Here is a 17,296-nt window from a genome sequence, read left to right as displayed (position 1 = left end):
CAATCAAAATCTGCGGGTGATCACCCGATCCTGCAGCCGCCCGCCAACGCGCATGACTAGCTGAGCGCAGCCATCACCGCCTTGCCCTCGGGAGTGAGACGCGTGTTCGGCTCTCGTACTGCGGCGGGAATCTACGCGCTCGCCGCTACGGCCGCAGGCGGGGCGTTGGCATGTGAGACCGAGATCAACGCAATGCTGGGCGCACAGTCCGACCCAGCTCAGGCCGACGTACGCGCTGATCTAGGTGTGTTATCGACCGCGGCCTCGAGATAGTCGCCGAGTTGCTCGCGCAGATTCGCGTCGAGGGTGCGGCCTAGGGTGTCAACTGGCAGCCGAACGCGGTTTCGGTCTACTCGATGCGAAAGGTTTCGACAGGATCCGGACCGTCACAGACAGGAGACCGATCATGGCCGCAACAACGAGGGCACACGACCCGATCACCCCCGGCGGAATACTGCTGACCGAATTCCTGGAGCCGCTGGGCATCACTCAGTACCGCCTCGCCCAAGCCACCGGACTCCCCCAAACCCGAATCAGCCAAATTGTCCGCGGCAAACGCGCGATCACCACCGGCACAGCCCTACGCCTGTCCAAAGCCCTCGGCGTCGACGACCGCTTCTGGATAAACATCCAGATCGACTACGACCTCGAAACCGAGCGAGACCTCCACGCCGACGACTTAGCCAGGGTCATCACCCTCGTAGCCAACTGAAGTCGGGGCATTCCCCGGGAGTGTCCGATTAACGGTGGATCCGATATCGGCTTCGGTGAGTTACCGTTCGGGGTGATACGTCCTTCGAAGGTACGTGGCCCGCGGAAGACACACGCAACTTCCTCGCGGCGTACTTCACCTCAAAGAATGCGCAGCGCGAGGAGCTCGCTGTCCTTCTGACGCGTTGTCGCTGGCGAAATGTGTTCGATTACTTGATCTCCCACGAAAACGTGCCCACCGACGCGCGAGTGACGCTCGTCAACGCCGCCCTGGTAGCTTCGACTCCAGCGCTTCTTACGAACTCGGTGAGGATGTATGCGACTTCCTGACCGCGAATTACCGAATCATGTCCGTTTTCACTGGCGAGTCTGAAACAGCGAATACTCCACCTGCGCCTGAAATTGTCGCCGAAGGCAGCGACCTGTTCGCACTTCTGATCGACGAGGGCCTCGTCAGTGACGACGCAGAGACCTTCACGCACCTACGTGCCGGAGGCTGGGCCGCGCTGCGCCCCGCCATCGTCGCTTCTGCAGGAGTGGGTTCCTTCCTCAGCGCTACTCTCCTCGACGGCATGGTCGACAACGCGCTGGCTGACGGCGCTACGTCGGTCGAGGTTGCGCAGAAGGACCTCGCGAACCTGACCGAATACGTCCCCGAGGACGACTGGGCGTCGTTGCAGGCGTCGACGTCTACGCCGACCGGCACCGACTATGGGCGTGCGTCACCTCACCGCACTTCAGAAATGGAATATCCGTACTTGCCCCTGAGATGGCGAAGCACTCGCACCGTTAGCATAGGTGTTCGATTCGCGTTAGCGTGGAGTACGCGAGTCGCGGTGAGGAAGGAAAGCCTGGATCGCGTCCCGCGACTACGTTCAGGAGGGTTTGTGGAGCTGTCCCGTCGCGGGGACCGGTGCTCGCAGCGTGGATTTCGACACCAGTCCTGGCCAGGCATGTCCGGGTGTGTCATTCTATGGCCGTGACCGTCACAAGCCTTCTCGACCGCCAGATCTACCTCTACAGCGAGGTCGATCACCTTGTCGGGCTTCGGTCAGGTACGGCTCGACGGTGGATCAATGGCTACACCAGGTCGGGACGGGACTATGCACCCATCTTGCGTGAGCAACCGCAGACAACGGAATGGGTGACCTGGGGCGAGTTCGTTGAGACCAGAATCCTGGCCGAATACCGCGATCAGAAGTCCGTTCCGACAGCGCACCTGCGAGCGGCTGTGTTTACCCTGCGTGAGCAGTTCGGGCTGGAATACCCGCTCGCAACGATGCGGCCGTACCTCGTCGCGGGCAGCGAGGGCCTCGAAATGGATCGCCAAGCCGTAGAAGGTGTCGACGGCCGACTCGTCGTGCACACTGGCCAACTGATTCTCAGTGACGGCTTGCCCGTAATGGAGCGTGCAGTGCTCGCCGAGACCGAGTCCGGTGACCAGATCGCCGAACAGCTGACCGACGGAGAATTCCCGGGAATCGTGATGCATCCCGCCCGGTTCGGTGGCCAACCGACATTCCTCGGGCGACGGGTGTCCGTGGCGACCATCGCGGGCATGGTTGCCGATGGAGATCCAGCGGAAGCGGTGGCTGCGGACTACGGGCTCAGTATCGCCGAGGTTCGCTCGGCGATAGCGTACGCAGCTCAACACCGTCTCTCGGCGTAGTCGAGAACGACGGTGCCGGCCAGATCGATCGAGGCTGTCCGGATAGTCCTCGACGAGAATTTGATTGGCCTTGCAAAAGGTCTGATGCCGCTCCGCAGTGATGCGACCGTGTTTGGGCACCCACTGATCGAGTCAATCATTCCGACAGGGACCCTCGACGTCGACTGGATCACCGAGGTCGGTCAGCGCGGTTGGGTCCTGGTCACCAACGACCGTCGGTTGCGAACCCGACCCGACGAGGCCGCCGCAGCGGTCGCCACAAGCTGAAAGTGGTTCACCTCCACGGTTCGGCCGGCACCGCAAAGGCGTGGAGTCAAGCCGAGCGAGTTTTCCAGAGGTGGGCAGCAATCGAGCAGCAGATCAACACAGCACAAGTCGGTCCCTGGTGGCTCTCGATCGAGTCGACACGCCATCGGCTGCTCAACTTCCAGCCCGGTTTCCCCCAGCGGTAAGCAAACGCAGGTGGTACACAAGCCCGAAAAATATTCGCAGCTCAAACAGTATTGAGCCCAGGATGCAACACTCCCCCAAGACCTTGCGCAAGACGAAAAGTCTGTCGAGTTTCCACACCCGATTGTCGCCCGCGCTACACACGGCCCCGACGTCAGACTGAACCGCACCGGCGAGCACGTCAGGTCGGTCAGTGCATGGATCTTCGTGGTGAATCCTCCGCGAGATCGACCCAACGCGTGGTCAGCGGGTTCGTCGACGGATTTCTTGTAATTCGACAAGGCCCCCTGTGAGAGTGTCGGCTCGCGCACCGGCCGCATGCTGATGCGCCCGGACGCTGGTCGAGTCGATCGAGAGCACCGCCCCGATATCGCCGCCGAGTTCTTCCGGGTCGAGACCGAACGCCTCGGCCACCGCGGCAAGCATCTCGTCGTAGGTGCCATCGAAGGACCATCGGTGGTGGCGTTTCCACACCGTCTGCCACGGACCGAAGTCCTCCGGCAGATCTCGCCACGGACACCCGGTACGGAATCGGTATGCGATGCCCTCCAGAATTCGCCGGTGCTCGGCGAACCGCCGCCCACGTTTTCCCACGTCGGTGGGTATCACTGGCTCGACGATCTCCCAGAACTCGTCACTGATCACTCCCACGCGCGTCATCGAAATATCATCGCTGACAGCACCTCTCAAATTTGGGAGACACGCTCTAATCGCTCAGCCCGGACGGACTTCGCCGCTCACCCAGCTCGATAGCATGCCACCTAAGTGGCAACGACTCTGCATTCATGATCCAAATCCAGAGAATCCTCAACCGCGGACCGTCGCCGCTCTCGGTCGTCCCTACATGATGACTTGTGCGATGCCTTTGGCGCGTGAGTGAATCACCCCGGCGTGTCCGGAGACTTCGTTCTTTGGGAAGGATGGAGTCATGTCGTCAGGATCGCAGAAGAGGTACCCGCCGGAGTTGCGTGAGCGTGCGGTGCGGATGGTCGCCGAAATCCAGCACGAACACACCTCGGAGTGGGCGGCGATCGAGTCGGTCGCGGGCAAGCTCGGCATCGGGACCGCGCAGACCTTGCACAACTGGATCCGGAAGGCTCAGACCGATACCGGCCAGCGCCCCGGCGTGACCAGTGAGATGGCGGCGGAGATGAAGAAGCTCCGTGCAGAGAACCGAGAACTCAAGCGCGCCAACGAAATACTGAAGTCGGCGTCGGTTTTCTTTGCGGCGGAGCTCGACCGCAACAACAAGTGATCATCGACTACATCGAAAACAACAAACAGGAGTACGGCGTCGAGCCGATCTGCAGGGTGCTCACCGAGCACGGCTGCCCGATCGCGCCGTCCACCTACTACGAGGCCCGCAGTCGTGCAGCATCGAAACGAGCCGTACGTGATGAACAGCTGAAGGTCGAAATCAGCCGGATCCATGACGAGAACTACTCGGTCTACGGCGCACGCAAAGTCTGGCTGCAATTACGACGAGAGGACGTCGATGTGGCCCGCTGCACCGTTGAACGACTGATGAGCATGCTCGGCCTCGAAGGGGCGCGACGTGGCAAGAAGAAGCGCACCACCATCGCTGACCCACAGGGGCAGCGGGCGGATGATCTGGTGCAACGCAAGTTCAACCCAATCGGACCAAATGTGTTGTGGGTAGCGGACTTTACGTATGTCTCGACGTGGTCGGGGTGGGTGTATGTGGCGTTCGTGATCGATGCCTACTCCCGGCGAATCCTCGGGTGGCGGACTTCGACCAGGATGACCACCCCTCTGGTTCTCGATGCGATCGAACACGCGATCTGGACGAGACGACGGGACGGCATCACAGACCTGTCGGGACTGATTCACCACCACGACCGCGGCTCGCAATATGCCCCCGCGAGCGGGAGGGACCCCCACTCGATTGCCTTCACCGAGCGGCTGACTGAGGCCGGCATCGATGCCTCGATCGGAACGACCGGGGACAGCTACGACAACGCCCTCGCGGAGACGATAAACGGCCTGTACAAGACCGAACTGATCAAGCCGCAGGGACCGTGGCGAACGGTCGAACACGTAGAAATCGCCACGTTGGAATGGGTGGACTGGTTCAACCACCGCAGACTGTACGAGCATTGCGGAGACATCCCACCAGCGGAACTCGAGGCCCTCTACTACGGTGAACACGGAACTCAGCGCATCGCGGAGTTCTCAAACTAGAAAGTCTCCGGACACGCCGGGGTGATTCAGTTGCTTTGCGACCTGTTTGGGTGCTTGATCGCCTTTGTGGCTCGCAGCTGTACTGGCAAACCTTCTTTGCTTTCGGCACCGAAAAGGATCCGCGTGGCGAGCAGTTCAGCCTGGCCTCGAACTATGTCTTTGAAGACACCATCGGATACCTTCTTCGTCGAGCGACTCGAAGAGCTCGGCCGACGATCAAACTGATTACCGAGCGGGAGATGCAGCAAGCATGGAAACAGAGGGGCGACAAGCCGTCCGTCTGCGACTGGGTACTGGCTTCCGGCAAGTACTGCCTCTTGGTCGACGCCACCAATCACTGGCTGGACGAGAAAGCAGCGCAGGGCTTCGCTGATGCCGAGGACTACACCGCGGATCTCGAAGACACATTCGTCAGGAGGAAGTTTCTACAGCTGAGGTCAACAATCGAGCTGCTTGCTCAGCATGGCTGGGAGGGCCGCACCTTCGACGAGCAGACGGTATTCGTACCCATGGTCGTTGTGCCGAACGGAGGTATTCCGCCGAATGTGCTCTCTGATGTTGACCTCAAGCTGCGGTCGCACTCCGTCCTCGGGGAGCTCGGCAGGTTCGTAACATCGCCTGGAATCTTGACTTACAGCGAACTTCAAGTCTTCGAGGGAGTGTGCGAACATCGCGGGCCGCAGCTATTCGTCGAAATCCTCGCACGCTGGCGTCTGATGTGCACTGGGGGGATGCCAGTTCGGCCTCAAACCTTCCTCGATGTTTCTGGTGTTGATCGACCGATGGGCAAGTACCCGACGATTGCGCGATCGATGCTTATGCAAAGGCTGTAGACGCACAGGCAGGCACCATTATTCTGGTGCCAAACCACTTAGCGTGCTCGAAGAAGCTAGGAACCGCTTCGCAGGTAGCGGGCGAACCCGAAGACGTAGACGTCCTCAAACCGACTCCTGGTCTACAGACCGATTTCGTTGACGGCGTTCCCGACGCGGGGTGCATGTTCGCGACGGTAGACCTCCACCGGAGTCGAGGCTGGCGTGTCCGGTTTGGCGGGCGATGGCTGGACCGCCAGCGCCGTTGCGGGTGCCTTGGGCGACGAAACCAGCTCGTAAAGAGTGTCCGCCGAGTTTGGCCAGGCGTGGTCATAGCCGGCGTACTCGGCGCGGCGTCGGATGGTTCGGTGGATCGCCGCCCCGCACAGCACTGTGGCGCCGAGGTTGCCGTTCTTCGCGATCGCCCTCAGCAGCGGTGCGCGGGCGGCGGTCCGGGGAATTCCCCATGGCAGACGCGGTCGGTGAACGGTGCCGGCTTCCGTAGCGGCCGGGTGATCGAGGGGCGGCCACCGGTGTCGAACGCGGCGAAGATCTGTGTACATCGAACACCGGACATACGCGCAGAGCGGGAAGGTCTCGTGGGAGTCGGTGAACGGCAGCGCCTTGACCGCTTCCCCTGCCTTCTTGGTCGGCCTTCGACTTTCGTAGCTGCATGTGCAATCCGTCGTGCCGATGCACGGTCACGTCCCCGCATGAAAGTTCCGAGAGCTCGCTGCGCCGGAAGGACCCGGCGAACTCCGTAGCAGAATCGCCGAGTCGCGGCGTTCGAGGACATCGTCGGCATGTAGCGATCCGATGTGAACGAATCGAAGGTCTGGCAAGTCCACGCACGTCGATTCACGACCATCTGGATGCTCACGAGGCAGTTGTGACAACGTTGTGACACCGAGACCGAACGCCACAGAGCTCGAAGCCTCTGACCTGCGGAAACGAAATTCTTGGCCTGCGGAAATGTCGATTACCGCGGATCTGAAATCCGCTGTCTCGGTTGTCCACTCAGATCCGTGGGAAGCCACCAAAGTCCACGCTACCACCCCAAAAGCACTGTCCTGGTCCAGAAATCTGGATCCATATGGACTCCGGTGCCCCCAGTCGGACTCGAACCGACACTGTGCGGATTTTAAGTCCGCTGCCTCTGCCAATTGGGCTATAGGGGCCACCACTGGAGCTGGGCTCCGGCGGTGACGATCATATCGGTCTCCTACTGCCCCGGGATCACCGGCGGCACGAACTCGAAGGTCATACCGAGCAACCAGACGAGCAGCAGGACCACGGGAAAGTGGAAGATGAACTGCAGGAACGTGAATCCGATCAGATCACGGGCTCGCAGACCCAGAACCGCCAGCAGGGGAAGCATGAAGAACGGGTTGCTCAGGTTCGGCAGAGCTTCGGCGACGTTGTAGATCTGGACGGTCCAGCCGAGGTTCATCTGCACATCTGTCGCCGACTGCATGACGTACGGCGCCTCGACGAGCCACTTGCCGCCACCGGAAGGCACGAACAGCCCCAGAATCACGGTATAGACGGCGATGACCACGGCGAATCCCCCTCCACTGCCGATGTCGGTGAAGAAGTTCGCCAGATGCTCGGAGATCGTGACGCCTCCCCTACCTTCCGCCTTGGTCAGGATGGCGGCCATCGACGCATACAACGGAAACTGCACCAGAATGCCCGCCGTCGCCGGAACAGCCCTGGTGACCGCATCCAGGAATCGCCTCGGCGTTCCGTGCAGCACCAGACCGAGCATGAGGAACACCAACAGGTAACCGTTCAGCGAACTGACCACGGACAGCACAGGCAACGTCAACAGTTGCGAGACAAGCCAACCCAGCGTCATGGCACCGGCGAGGAGCGGCAGAATTCGGCTGTACTCCAACCACTCGCCCGGCCTGGTACGTGGAGCAGGCGCCTTGATGGTGTCGTCGAGATCGACCTCCATACTTTCCGCGGTCTTGATCGCTGCACCCTTGGGCGCCGACAGGTGCGCTATGACGACGGTGATCACGGTGATGATCAGGCACGTCAGCAGCGACTGCCACGTGAAGATGGTCTTGCCGAAGTCGAGTACACCGGTGACCGACAGCAACGTCGGAGGCAGCGACGCGGCGGTGGCCTGCAACTGTGCTGCGGACGAGGACATTCCGAGCGCCCACACGGCGCCGAGGCCCATGAACGCGGCTGCACCCAACGCGCGGTAGTCGACGCGAAGATCGTCGCGACGCGCAATCGCACGAGCGAGTAGACCACTGAAGACGAGACTCAGTCCCCAATTGAGAAACGACACCGAACACGACAGCAGCGCTACGAAACTCACGGCACTGCTGGGGCTATTCGGCATCAGAGCCAAGCGGGTGATCAGCCGAGCAACGGGCGGCGACGTCGCGACCACGTACCCGGTCAACACCACCATCGCCATCTGCAGCGTGAACGCCGTCAGATCCCAGAAGCCGTTGCCGAAGGCGTCCACCACGTTCTGCGGCGACGATCCGTTCGCGAACGCGGCAACCGCAACGACGATGACGCCTACCAGCGCGAAGATATAGGCGTCGGGAAACCATTTCTCGGTTGCTCGGGCCAGGGCCTGCGCGGCGCGCGCGAGCCCCTTCTCCGGTGGTGCCTGCGTATCACTTGTCGTCATCGGTGATCCTTACCTCGCGCGAGAGCTGTGATGCCAGCCACAACGAGTAAGGCTTCACCGATCTGCGCTGTGATGCAAGGCGCATCACCGCAGGCGCGACCTGCAGATCTGCAGGATCATTCGGTTGCGGCTACTTCACCGACAGTGCAATCCCGTCGAGAATGTCGTGCTCGCTGACCACCAGGGTGCTCACAGCACCGCGCCGCTCGAACTCCTCGGCGAGTACGCTGCACACGATCGATCCACCGCCGATGACGTCGACCCGCCCAGGATGCATGGGGCCCAACGCCGCTCGTTCTGCGCGCGTCATATTGACCAGTCGGTCGCAGACCTCGAACAGCTCACTGAACGGCACCCGCGTCAGGTGCACCTTCTCCGCGTCGTACTCCTGCAGTCCCGACGCGATCGCGGCAATCGTCGTCATGGTGCCGGCGACCCCGACCCAGCTCGACGCATCCCCGATCGGCACATCCTCGAACGCCTCGTACAGCTTCTCCCGCGCATACGCTCTCGCTCCCGCGATCTCCTCGGCGGTGGGCGGATCGCTGTGCAGGAATCGTTCGGTCAACCGGACGCAACCGATGTTCGCCGAGAATGCGGCACGAACACCTTTCGTATCACCGAGCACGAGCTCGGTAGAACCGCCACCGAGGTCGACGACCACGAAAGGCGCACCAGCAGCATCGAGTTCGCCGACAGCACCCGTAAACGACAACCGCGCCTCCTCGTCGCCGGTGATGACCTCCGCCACCGAACCGGGCACGATCGGATCGAGAATCGCGCGCGTCATCGCGAAGAAATCCTCGCGGTTCGACGCATCCCGCGTGGCGGAGGTTGCAACCATCCGCAGCGCAGATGCACCACTCTCACGGATCATGCCGGCGTACTCCTCGAGCGCCACGCGCGTGCGCTCGATCGCCTCTGGTGCAAAGGAACCCGTCGCATCGACGCCCTGCCCGAGACGTACCACCCGCATCTCGCGAACCACGTCGGTGAGCACACCGTCCTTGATGTCGGCGATCAACAGCCTGATCGAGTTGGTACCGCAGTCGATGGCAGCTACCCGAGTCATGAAGTCTCTCCGCGAAGTTCAGCGATGGTAGGCCAGTCGGCCGGAATTGCGGTGCCGCGCAACGAGGTTTCAGCGGCGAGCGCCACCGACTCATCGCCGAGGGGGTTGAGTCCAGGCCCCTTGGCGAGTGAATGCGCGATGAGAACATGCAGGCACTTGACGCGATCGGGCATGCCTCCACCGGTGAAATCGGTGTCGAGGGATTCGATTTCGTTGCGTTCGGCGAGGTAGGACTCGTGGGCGCGGCGATAGCCGGCAGCCAACTCCGAATCGGTCCCCAAGCGCTCGGTCATCTCACGCATGACCCCAGCGGATTCCTGACGGCTCGCCTCGGCCGTCAACCGGGGATCCGTCAGATAGAACAGTGTCGGGAACGGAGTGCCGTCGGGCAGCTTGGGAGCGGTTTTCACGACGCCGGGGCGACCGTCGGGAGATCGGTACGCAATCTCCAGTACACCGCGAGGCTCACGTCCGAGTTGAGCCGCTACGGCGTCGAGATCTTCTTTCGAGACTGCCGAGCTCACCCGACCGGTCCTCCTTCGATTTCGGGGGCCGGCTCGGGAAGTACAGCCCGGTCCGGCACCAATTCTGGTTCTTCCACTGATCCCTGCGGTTGGACCGCAGATTCCCACAGGTCCCGGTACCAGGGACCCTCGGACTTCTTGGCGTCGTCGGCCTCTTCTTCGGTCGGTCCGACGTCACCCGGCAGCTGGACCGTGTACGGCGTCTCCCCCGGCATGACCCATCGCAGACGAGTTCGAGCCTCGGCTGCGATGCGCGTCGGGTCGTTGAGTTGAGCTTTCTCGAGTTCGAGAGCCGCTACCTCTTCGACGAGGTCGTCGTGCTCCGCTGCCACCTGTTCGAGCTCGGCGCGCTGCGAGAAATACGTCCGCAAGGGCATGGCGAGTGTCAACGCCAGCGCGCACACCACGACAGCGAGGATGACCGCTCGTGCCGTCGACAGTCCGAAGAACGTCCGCTCGCCACCGCCCGAGGAGGCGCGAGCACTGACCCGCCGGGGCGCCGCGCGTCCAGCGACGACCGCGTCACGCGCCTGGTCCGACGGTTCGGGCGCCGGCTGACCGGAGCTGCGTTGGTCTCCCGACGCAGCTCCCGTCGACCGACTGCGAGATGACTTACGGCCACGAGGCCCGGGATCACGTCCGTTCGGACTTGTCCCAGGTCGTCCTCGTCGTGCCGCCATGTCCCACCTTCACAAAAGAGCTCGAAACTATCCCTCGTAATTGAACCGGGGGAAAGCCAGCTCGCCCGCGTAACGCGCCGCGTCACCGAGAGCTTCTTCGATTCTCAGCAACTGGTTGTACTTGGCGACGCGCTCGCTACGAGCCGGGGCACCGGTCTTGATCTGGCCGCTGCCGACGGCAACTGCCAGGTCAGCGATGGTGGTGTCCTCGGTCTCGCCGGAACGGTGGCTCATCATCGTCTTGTAACCGTTGCGATGCGCGAGCTCGACCGCGTCGAGGGTCTCGGTGAGCGTGCCGATCTGGTTGACCTTCACCAGCAGCGCATTGGCAGCACCCTTGACGATGCCGTCTTCGAGACGCTCCGGGTTGGTGACGAAGAGATCGTCGCCGACGAGCTGCACCTTGTCACCGATTGCCTCGGTGAGCGCGACCCATCCGTCCCAGTCGTTCTCGTCGAGCGGATCCTCGATGGAGACGAGCGGGTAAGCGTCGACGAGTTCGCCGTAGAACGCCGACATCTGCTCGGCCGACTTGGTCTCACGCTCGAAGGCGTAGCCGGTACCCGCGGTGTAGAACTCGGTGGCCGCAACGTCGAGCGCAAGCGCGATGTCCTGACCGGGCTTGAGACCGGTCTTCTCGATGGCTTCGAGGATGAGGTCGAGCGCAGCCTTGGTTCCGGCCAGGTCGGGAGCGAAGCCGCCCTCGTCGCCGAGACCCGTCGACAGGCCCTTTGCCTTGAGGACGCCCTTGAGCGAGTGGTACACCTCGGCGCCCCAGCGCAGGGACTCCTTGAACGTCGGTGCACCGATCGGAGCGATCATGAATTCCTGCACGTCGACGCCACTGTCTGCGTGGGCGCCACCGTTGATGATGTTCATCATCGGGACGGGCAGGATGTGTGCGTTCGGGCCACCGAGGTAGCGGAAGAGCTCGAGGCCTGCGGACTCGGCTGCAGCCTTGGCAACAGCAAGCGACACGCCCAGCAGGGAGTTCGCGCCGAGGCGGGACTTGCTCGGGGTGCCGTCGAGATCGAGCAGAACCTGGTCGACAGCGCGCTGCTCGATGGCGTCGAGGCCGATGACGGCCGGGGCGATCTCGTCGAGAACTGCGTTGACTGCCTTCTCGACGCCCTTGCCGCCGTAGCGCTCGCCGCCGTCACGAAGCTCGACGGCTTCGTGCTCTCCGGTGGATGCGCCGGAGGGGACTGCCGCACGGGTCAGGGTTCCGTCGTCCAATGCGACCTCGACCTCGACCGTGGGGTTGCCACGGGAGTCGAGGATCTCGCGAGCTCCGACCTGCTCAATGATGGCCACGAATGCTTCTCCTAGTAACGGGGACGGGCGGATTGTGCCGGGTGTCAGACTAGCCGCTCGGGGCATGTCCCCGCAGACGAGGCAGGAGCGGAGCCTGCGGAGTGACCAGACGAGGCAGGAGCGGAGCCTGCGGAGTGACCAAAAGGAGCTTCCCGACGTTAGGCGCTGGTTCCGACGGAGTAGGCCGCGGCGGCGTCGCGAACATCCCGGAGGTAGACGCCGGATTGGTTGTACGCCATCAGCGCTCGTTCCCAGCCCTCGGCGGTGGCCAGATCGCCGCCGCGCGCGCACAGGTATCGAGCGGCAGTGAGGGCCGCGTCGTCGAGATTGTCCGGGTCGGCGATTGCGTCGCCGTTGGCGTCGACGCCCCACTTCTTCCAGGTCTCGGGGATGAACTGCATCGGTCCCATCGCACGATCGTGGACGGTGTCGCCGTCGAGTACACCGCCATCCGTGTCCGGGATTTCGGCGATTCCGGGACCGCCGTCGAGTGGTATTCCGCGGATCACGGGGAACACGGTGCCATCGGGCGCGACCGTCGAACCCTGGTAAGTGCCGTGCCTGCTCTCGATGTATCCGATGCCGGCGAGGGTCGTCCAGGCGATGCCGCATCCCGGCGAGGTATCGGACATGATTGCCGCAGCGTGGGCGTATGCGGCGAGTGCCGGTGCCGAGATGTTCAGGGCGTCCGCCTGCGGATCGGCCCAGGCGAGCAGCAGATCGGCCGTTCGGCCTTGCGCGTTGAAATCTATTTCCGGGACGGGTGTGCCGGCCCCGGGAGGGATGCCCTCGGGAATGTCGCGCGGCGGTTCCGTCGAGCCGCACGCCGCCACGATCAGTCCCGCGGACAGCACGGTGAGCACCCAGCCCAGACGACTCTTCACTCTTCCCATCCTGCACATCAAAAGTAATAAAAACCTAAAGCGTGACATATGCGCAGGTCAATGCGGTCATTGCTCTGAGTAGAGGGTGTATGTTCTCCTCATCCACATGAGGGTCGCCTACCCTTGTTTTCACCGCCCAGGAGCATTTCTCGTGTCCGTACTCGCCGCCGGTTCGGCACCTTCGATCGCCACACAGATGTTCGGCAGTGGTTTGATCGGGCTTCGCGAAGGGCTCGAGACCGGCATCGTCGTCATGATCCTGGTGGCGTTTCTCGTCAAGGCCGACCGCCGCGACGCCCTGAAGTGGGTGTGGCTGGGCGTCGGAATCGCCGTCGCGATGGTTGCCCTGATCTTCTTCGTCATCCACTACGGCACCTCGACGGTCACCGGCCTCACCGCCGAGATCATCGCCGGACTCGCCTCCCTCGTGGCCGTCGCCATCGTCACGGCGATGGTGCTGTGGATGCGCACTGCAGCCAAGGACATGTCGGGCGAGCTGCGTTCCGGGATGGAGCGGGCACTCACCGTCGGGCCGATCGCCGTTCTGACGTTGTCCTTCTTCGCCGTGGGTCGCGAAGGCGTCGAGACCGCATTGCTGATGGTCGGCTACGCGGAGAACACGAACGGAAGTCTCTGGCCGCTGCTCGGGTTGCTCGTGGGCATCGTCGTCGCTGCAGTACTAACGGTGTTCCTGTACTTCGGCGCCATTCGAATCGACTTCGCCGTGTTCTTCAAATACACGGGCATCTTTCTCATCGTCGTCGCCGCAGGAATTCTGGCGTACGGCATTCGGGCGCTCCAGATCGGCGGTCTGCTTCCAGGCGGCAGTTCCATCGCATTCGACATCACCGCTCACTACGACGCCTCGAGCTGGTACGGGACCGTACTGGCCGGCATCTTCAACTTCCGACCCGAACCCACTGTCCTTCAGGCCGTCGGTTGGCTGCTCTACCTCGTCATCGTTCTGTTCCTGTTTCTCCGGCCGGTTCGCGTTCCCGAGCCTGCACTCACCTCATGAAAGGCGTCGTCTCGATGCGTCGTACCACGTTCGCTTTGGCCGCAGTCGCGGTTCTACCCCTGGCCCTGGCCGGCTGTACGGAGAAGTCCTCGTCCGAGGCCAGCGCCGAAGACATCGCCGTGACGGCCACCGACACCACGTGTGAGGTCGGGAGCGCAGAGGGAACCACCGGCAACTCCACGTTCCAGATCACCAACAACGGCAGCAAGGTCACCGAGTTCTACGTCTACGGCGAAGGCGACCGCGTCATGGGCGAGGTCGAGAACATCGGACCGGGCCTGACGCGTCAGCTCATCGTTGCCCTCCCCGACCCCGGCACCTACCAAACCGCCTGCAAGGCAGGAATGGTCGGCGACGGTATTCGCGCAGACTTCGTCGTCACCGGCGACGCCGTGCGTCAGGCCGACGAGAACGGACTCCTCACAGAAGCTGCGACGGGTTACAAGCGCTACGTCGTCAGCCAGGTCGACGCGCTGCAGGAGACCACCGCGTCGTTCGTCGCCGCGGTCAAGAGTGGCGATATCGAGTCCGCCAAGGCTCAATTCCCCATCACCCGTAGCTACTACGAGCGCATCGAGCCTGTCGCCGAAAGCTTCCCCGACGATCTCGACCCGCGCATCGACCTGCGTGAACCCGACGTAGAGCCCGGCGCCGAGTGGACCGGCTTCCACCGCATCGAGAAAGACCTGTGGACGCAGGGACTTCAGCCCGACACCAATGCAATGGCCGATCAGCTGCAGGCCGACATCGCCGAACTCGCCGAGAAGGTCAAGGCCGACGACTTCACCATCGACCCGATCCAGGTCGCCGGTGGCGCTCAGGGACTGCTCGACGAGGTCGCGAAGACCAAGATCAGTGGTGAGGAAGATTTCTTCTCGCACACCGACCTGTGGGACTTCCAGGCCAACGTCGACGGCTCTCAAGCTGCCGTCGCAGCCGTCCGCCCGATCATCGACCAGAACGACGCCGAACTCGGCACTGCGATCGACGCCCGGTTCGCCGAGCTCGACGCCGAACTGGCCAAGTACCGTAGCGGCGACGGCTTCGTGTTCTACGACACCGTGACCGAACCACAGCGCCAAGAACTTTCGAACAAGATCGACGCGCTGTCTGCCGAAGTGAGCCAGGTACAAGGTGTCGTTGCAGGACAGTAATCCCCCACAGAACTCGGGCTTCTCCCGACGGCGCCTCTTCGGTGCCGTCGGGGCCGGAGCTGCCCTCGTCGGCGCGGGCGCCGTCGGTGGGTACGCGGCAGGTTCTTCGTCCTCCGATGCGGTATCGGACGTCGTGGACTTCCGCGGCGATCACCAAGCCGGCATCGTCACGCCAGCTCAGGACCGTATGCACTTCGTCGCATTCGACATCACCACCGATTCGCGGGACGACTTCGTCGCGTTGCTTCGGGAGTGGACCGAGATGGCCGAGCGAATGGTCCGCGGCGAAGAGACGTTCCCCGACGGCGCCATCGGGGCTGGTGAATACAAGCCACCCTCCGATACCGGTGAGGCACTGGGCTTGTCGGCGTCGTCGCTGACGCTGACGATCGGATTCGGGCCGGGTCTGTTCGACCGCTTCGGTCTCTCGGAGTTTCGTCCGGCATCGTTGGCCGATCTACAGCATTTCCCGGCCGACAACCTCGACGCTCGTCGCTCCGGCGGCGATCTGTGCATCCAGGCGTGCGCCAACGACCCGCAGGTCGCTGTCCACGCCATCCGCAATCTGGCGCGCGTCGGCTTCGGAACCGTGTCCGTCAAGTGGTCGCAACTCGGCTTCGGACGCACGTCGTCGACGTCGACAACCCAGGCGACACCACGAAACCTGTTCGGCTTCAAAGACGGAACGGCGAACTTGAAGGCCGAGGACCCCGCGATGCTCGACGAGCACGTATGGGTCTCACCGACCGACGACCAGGAATGGATGGGCGGCGGCTCCTACCTCGTCGCCCGGCGGATCCGAATGCTGATCGAATCCTGGGATCGCACAGTGCTCAACGAACAGGAACGAGTCATCGGGCGCAGCAAGGGCTCCGGCGCACCGATGGGCCTGAAGGACGAATTCGATCCGCTCGACCTGGACTCGAAAGGGCCCAAGGGATTGCTCATCGACGAAGCAGCCCACGTGCGCTTGGCGTCGAAGGAAGAGCTCGGCGGTATCCAGATCCTCCGTCGGGGATACAACTTCACCGACGGCTCCGACGGCTTCGGCCACCTCGACGCCGGACTGTTCTTCATCGCGTACTGCCGGGATCCGCTGACCCAGTTCGTGCCCATGCAGCTCGCCCTCGCCCGCAAGGATCTGCTGAACGAGTACATCCAGCACGTCGGGTCGGCGGTCTTCGCCTGTCCCCCGGGGTTGGGTGAATCGGATTACTGGGGTTCGACGTTGTTTGGTTGAGGGTGTGTTTCCCGTCCCCCTCATCGCTTGCCCCCTGATCGCTGGCCCCCTCATCGCTTGAATGGTCCATCCATACGATCAGATGGCGTGGGTGCGACATCCAAGCGATGGGCCCCCGGTCCCCTGATCGCTTGAATGGTCCATCCATACGATCAGATGGCGTGGGTGCGACATCCAAGCGATGGCCGCCGGGCCCCCGATGAGTTTCCGAGCTCGGCCCGGTCTACACCCCGTACGATATCGACGACGGCGGGAGCACACATGACACAGCTACTACGAGTTCAGAACTTCAGCATCGCCAGCGACGGAGTTGCGGCGGGTGTCGACCAGAGCTTCGAGAGTCCGTTCGGGTTCGACCATCGTGACCTGTTCGCGTGGTCCGGCGCCACCGCAAGCTGGCCCAACCGGACCGAGCCCGGCGGTACGCGTGGACTGGACGACTACTTCACCCGCGACTTCACCCACAACATCGGCGCCGAAATCATGGGCCGAAACAAATTCGGATTTCAGCGCGGCCCCTGGGTCGATCACGAATGGCAAGGCTGGTGGGGTGACGAGCCGCCGTTCCACACGCCGGTTTTCGTGCTCACCCACCACGAGCGCCCATCGATCACGCTCAGCGACACCACCTTCCACTTCGTCGACGGTAGTCCTGCCGAGGTGCTGAGCAAGGCGAAACAAGCTGCGCTCGGGAAGGACGTCCGGCTCGGCGGTGGTGTCACCACAATCCGAGAATTCCTCGACGCCGACCTCGTCGACACCATGCACATCGCGGTCGCACCCGTCGAAATCGGGTCTGGACTGAAGCTGTGGGAATCTCCCGACGAGCTCGAGGACCGTTTCGAACACGAGGTCGTCCCCAGCCCGAGCGGCGTCGCGCACCACCTCTTCTGGCGGAAGTAGAAAC

17 protein-coding genes, 1 tRNA gene, 2 pseudogenes and 1 other annotated feature are annotated in these 17,296 nt (G+C 62.9%); of the genes and pseudogenes, 11 read left to right on the top strand and 9 right to left on the bottom strand.

Going from position 1 to position 17,296, the window contains the following annotated elements:
• Positions 1 to 102 precede the first annotated feature (102 nt).
• The 5 genes from WDS16_RS02130 (at position 103) to WDS16_RS02110 (ending at position 2,647) form a co-directional block, all read left to right on the top strand.
• A complete protein-coding gene (locus WDS16_RS02130) occupies positions 103 to 273 on the top strand; it encodes a hypothetical protein (RefSeq protein ID WP_338890136.1) in 171 nt (56 codons plus the stop codon).
• Positions 274 to 406: 133 nt separating this feature from the next.
• Positions 407 to 712, top strand: coding sequence for a HigA family addiction module antitoxin (locus WDS16_RS02125; RefSeq protein WP_338890134.1), 306 nt, complete (start codon positions 407 to 409; stop codon positions 710 to 712).
• A 346-nt stretch (positions 713 to 1,058) separates the two neighbouring features.
• Positions 1,059 to 1,694, top strand: coding sequence for a hypothetical protein (locus WDS16_RS02120; RefSeq protein ID WP_338890133.1), 636 nt, complete (start codon positions 1,059 to 1,061; stop codon positions 1,692 to 1,694).
• Positions 1,685 to 2,380 (top strand): DUF433 domain-containing protein, encoded by a 696-nt coding sequence (locus WDS16_RS02115; RefSeq protein ID WP_338890132.1) that lies wholly within the window; start codon positions 1,685 to 1,687, stop codon positions 2,378 to 2,380. Before WDS16_RS02120 ends, WDS16_RS02115 begins: the two co-directional genes overlap by 10 nt.
• Positions 2,381 to 2,392: 12 nt before the next feature.
• A complete protein-coding gene (locus WDS16_RS02110) occupies positions 2,393 to 2,647 on the top strand; it encodes a hypothetical protein (RefSeq protein ID WP_338890130.1) in 255 nt (84 codons plus the stop codon).
• Positions 2,648 to 2,976: 329 nt separating this feature from the next.
• Here the strand turns inward: WDS16_RS02110 and WDS16_RS02105 are convergent.
• Positions 2,977 to 3,490 (bottom strand): annotated as a pseudogene (locus tag WDS16_RS02105) (IS5 family transposase); the annotation flags it as partial.
• 268 nt (positions 3,491 to 3,758) lie between these two features.
• Here WDS16_RS02105 and WDS16_RS02100 point away from each other — a divergent pair.
• Together WDS16_RS02100 and WDS16_RS02095 are read left to right on the top strand one after the other, a co-directional pair.
• A protein-coding gene (locus tag WDS16_RS02100) for an IS3 family transposase (protein ID WP_338890128.1) occupies positions 3,759 to 5,032 on the top strand; the annotation gives its coding sequence in 2 pieces (ribosomal slippage) (positions 3,759 to 4,047 and positions 4,047 to 5,032; 1,275 coding nt in all).
• Positions 4,046 to 4,174, top strand: a sequence feature (AL1L pseudoknot). Its footprint overlaps the gene before it by 129 nt.
• A gap of 50 nt (positions 5,033 to 5,082) precedes the next feature.
• Complete coding sequence (locus tag WDS16_RS02095; RefSeq protein WP_338890127.1) at positions 5,083 to 5,865, top strand: hypothetical protein; 783 nt, start codon at positions 5,083 to 5,085, stop codon at positions 5,863 to 5,865.
• Between the two features lie 122 nt (positions 5,866 to 5,987).
• Here the strand turns inward: WDS16_RS02095 and WDS16_RS28190 are convergent.
• The 8 genes and pseudogenes from WDS16_RS28190 to WDS16_RS02055 form a co-directional block, all read right to left on the bottom strand.
• Positions 5,988 to 6,647, bottom strand: a pseudogene (locus WDS16_RS28190) (integrase); the annotation flags it as partial.
• Between the two features lie 301 nt (positions 6,648 to 6,948).
• Positions 6,949 to 7,022, bottom strand: a tRNA-Leu gene (locus WDS16_RS02085).
• Between the two features lie 44 nt (positions 7,023 to 7,066).
• Positions 7,067 to 8,503, bottom strand: a complete 1,437-nt coding sequence (locus WDS16_RS02080) for a short-chain fatty acid transporter (protein WP_338890124.1) — start codon at positions 8,501 to 8,503, stop codon at positions 7,067 to 7,069.
• Between the two features lie 130 nt (positions 8,504 to 8,633).
• The gene (locus WDS16_RS02075) at positions 8,634 to 9,575 is read right to left on the bottom strand and encodes a Ppx/GppA phosphatase family protein (protein WP_338890123.1); all 942 of its coding nucleotides are present in this window, start codon (positions 9,573 to 9,575) and stop codon (positions 8,634 to 8,636) included.
• Complete coding sequence (locus tag WDS16_RS02070) at positions 9,572 to 10,099, bottom strand: DUF501 domain-containing protein (protein WP_338890122.1); 528 nt, start codon at positions 10,097 to 10,099, stop codon at positions 9,572 to 9,574. The genes WDS16_RS02075 and WDS16_RS02070 overlap by 4 nt, the downstream gene beginning before the upstream one ends.
• Positions 10,096 to 10,779 carry a septum formation initiator family protein gene (locus WDS16_RS02065; RefSeq protein ID WP_338890120.1) on the bottom strand — a complete coding sequence of 228 codons (684 nt, stop codon included), beginning with the start codon at positions 10,777 to 10,779 and terminating at the stop codon, positions 10,096 to 10,098. Before WDS16_RS02065 ends, WDS16_RS02070 begins: the two co-directional genes overlap by 4 nt.
• 27 nt (positions 10,780 to 10,806) lie before the next feature.
• Entirely contained in the window at positions 10,807 to 12,093 is a 1,287-nt protein-coding gene (gene eno, locus WDS16_RS02060; protein WP_338890119.1) for a phosphopyruvate hydratase, read from the bottom strand.
• A gap of 158 nt (positions 12,094 to 12,251) precedes the next feature.
• Entirely contained in the window at positions 12,252 to 12,986 is a 735-nt protein-coding gene (locus tag WDS16_RS02055; RefSeq protein WP_338890118.1) for a lytic transglycosylase domain-containing protein, read from the bottom strand.
• 142 nt (positions 12,987 to 13,128) lie between these two features.
• On the opposite strand from WDS16_RS02055, the gene efeU reads away from it, so the two are divergent.
• From efeU to WDS16_RS02035, 4 genes are all read left to right on the top strand, one after another.
• Positions 13,129 to 13,995 (top strand): iron uptake transporter permease EfeU, encoded by an 867-nt coding sequence (efeU, locus tag WDS16_RS02050; RefSeq protein WP_338890117.1) that lies wholly within the window; start codon positions 13,129 to 13,131, stop codon positions 13,993 to 13,995.
• A gap of 14 nt (positions 13,996 to 14,009) precedes the next feature.
• Complete coding sequence (efeO, locus tag WDS16_RS02045) at positions 14,010 to 15,149, top strand: iron uptake system protein EfeO (protein WP_338893227.1); 1,140 nt, start codon at positions 14,010 to 14,012, stop codon at positions 15,147 to 15,149.
• Positions 15,130 to 16,389 carry an iron uptake transporter deferrochelatase/peroxidase subunit gene (efeB, locus tag WDS16_RS02040; RefSeq protein WP_338890116.1) on the top strand — a complete coding sequence of 420 codons (1,260 nt, stop codon included), beginning with the start codon at positions 15,130 to 15,132 and terminating at the stop codon, positions 16,387 to 16,389. The genes efeO and efeB overlap by 20 nt, the downstream gene beginning before the upstream one ends.
• A gap of 261 nt (positions 16,390 to 16,650) precedes the next feature.
• On the top strand, positions 16,651 to 17,292 hold the full coding sequence (locus WDS16_RS02035; protein WP_338890115.1) for a dihydrofolate reductase family protein: 642 nt from the start codon (positions 16,651 to 16,653) through the stop codon (positions 17,290 to 17,292).
• Positions 17,293 to 17,296 lie beyond the last annotated feature (4 nt).

This window comes from Rhodococcus sovatensis, assembly GCF_037327425.1.
GTDB classification, from domain to species: domain Bacteria; phylum Actinomycetota; class Actinomycetes; order Mycobacteriales; family Mycobacteriaceae; genus Rhodococcoides; species Rhodococcoides sovatense.
This window is presented reverse-complemented; position numbering and strand designations above follow the sequence as displayed.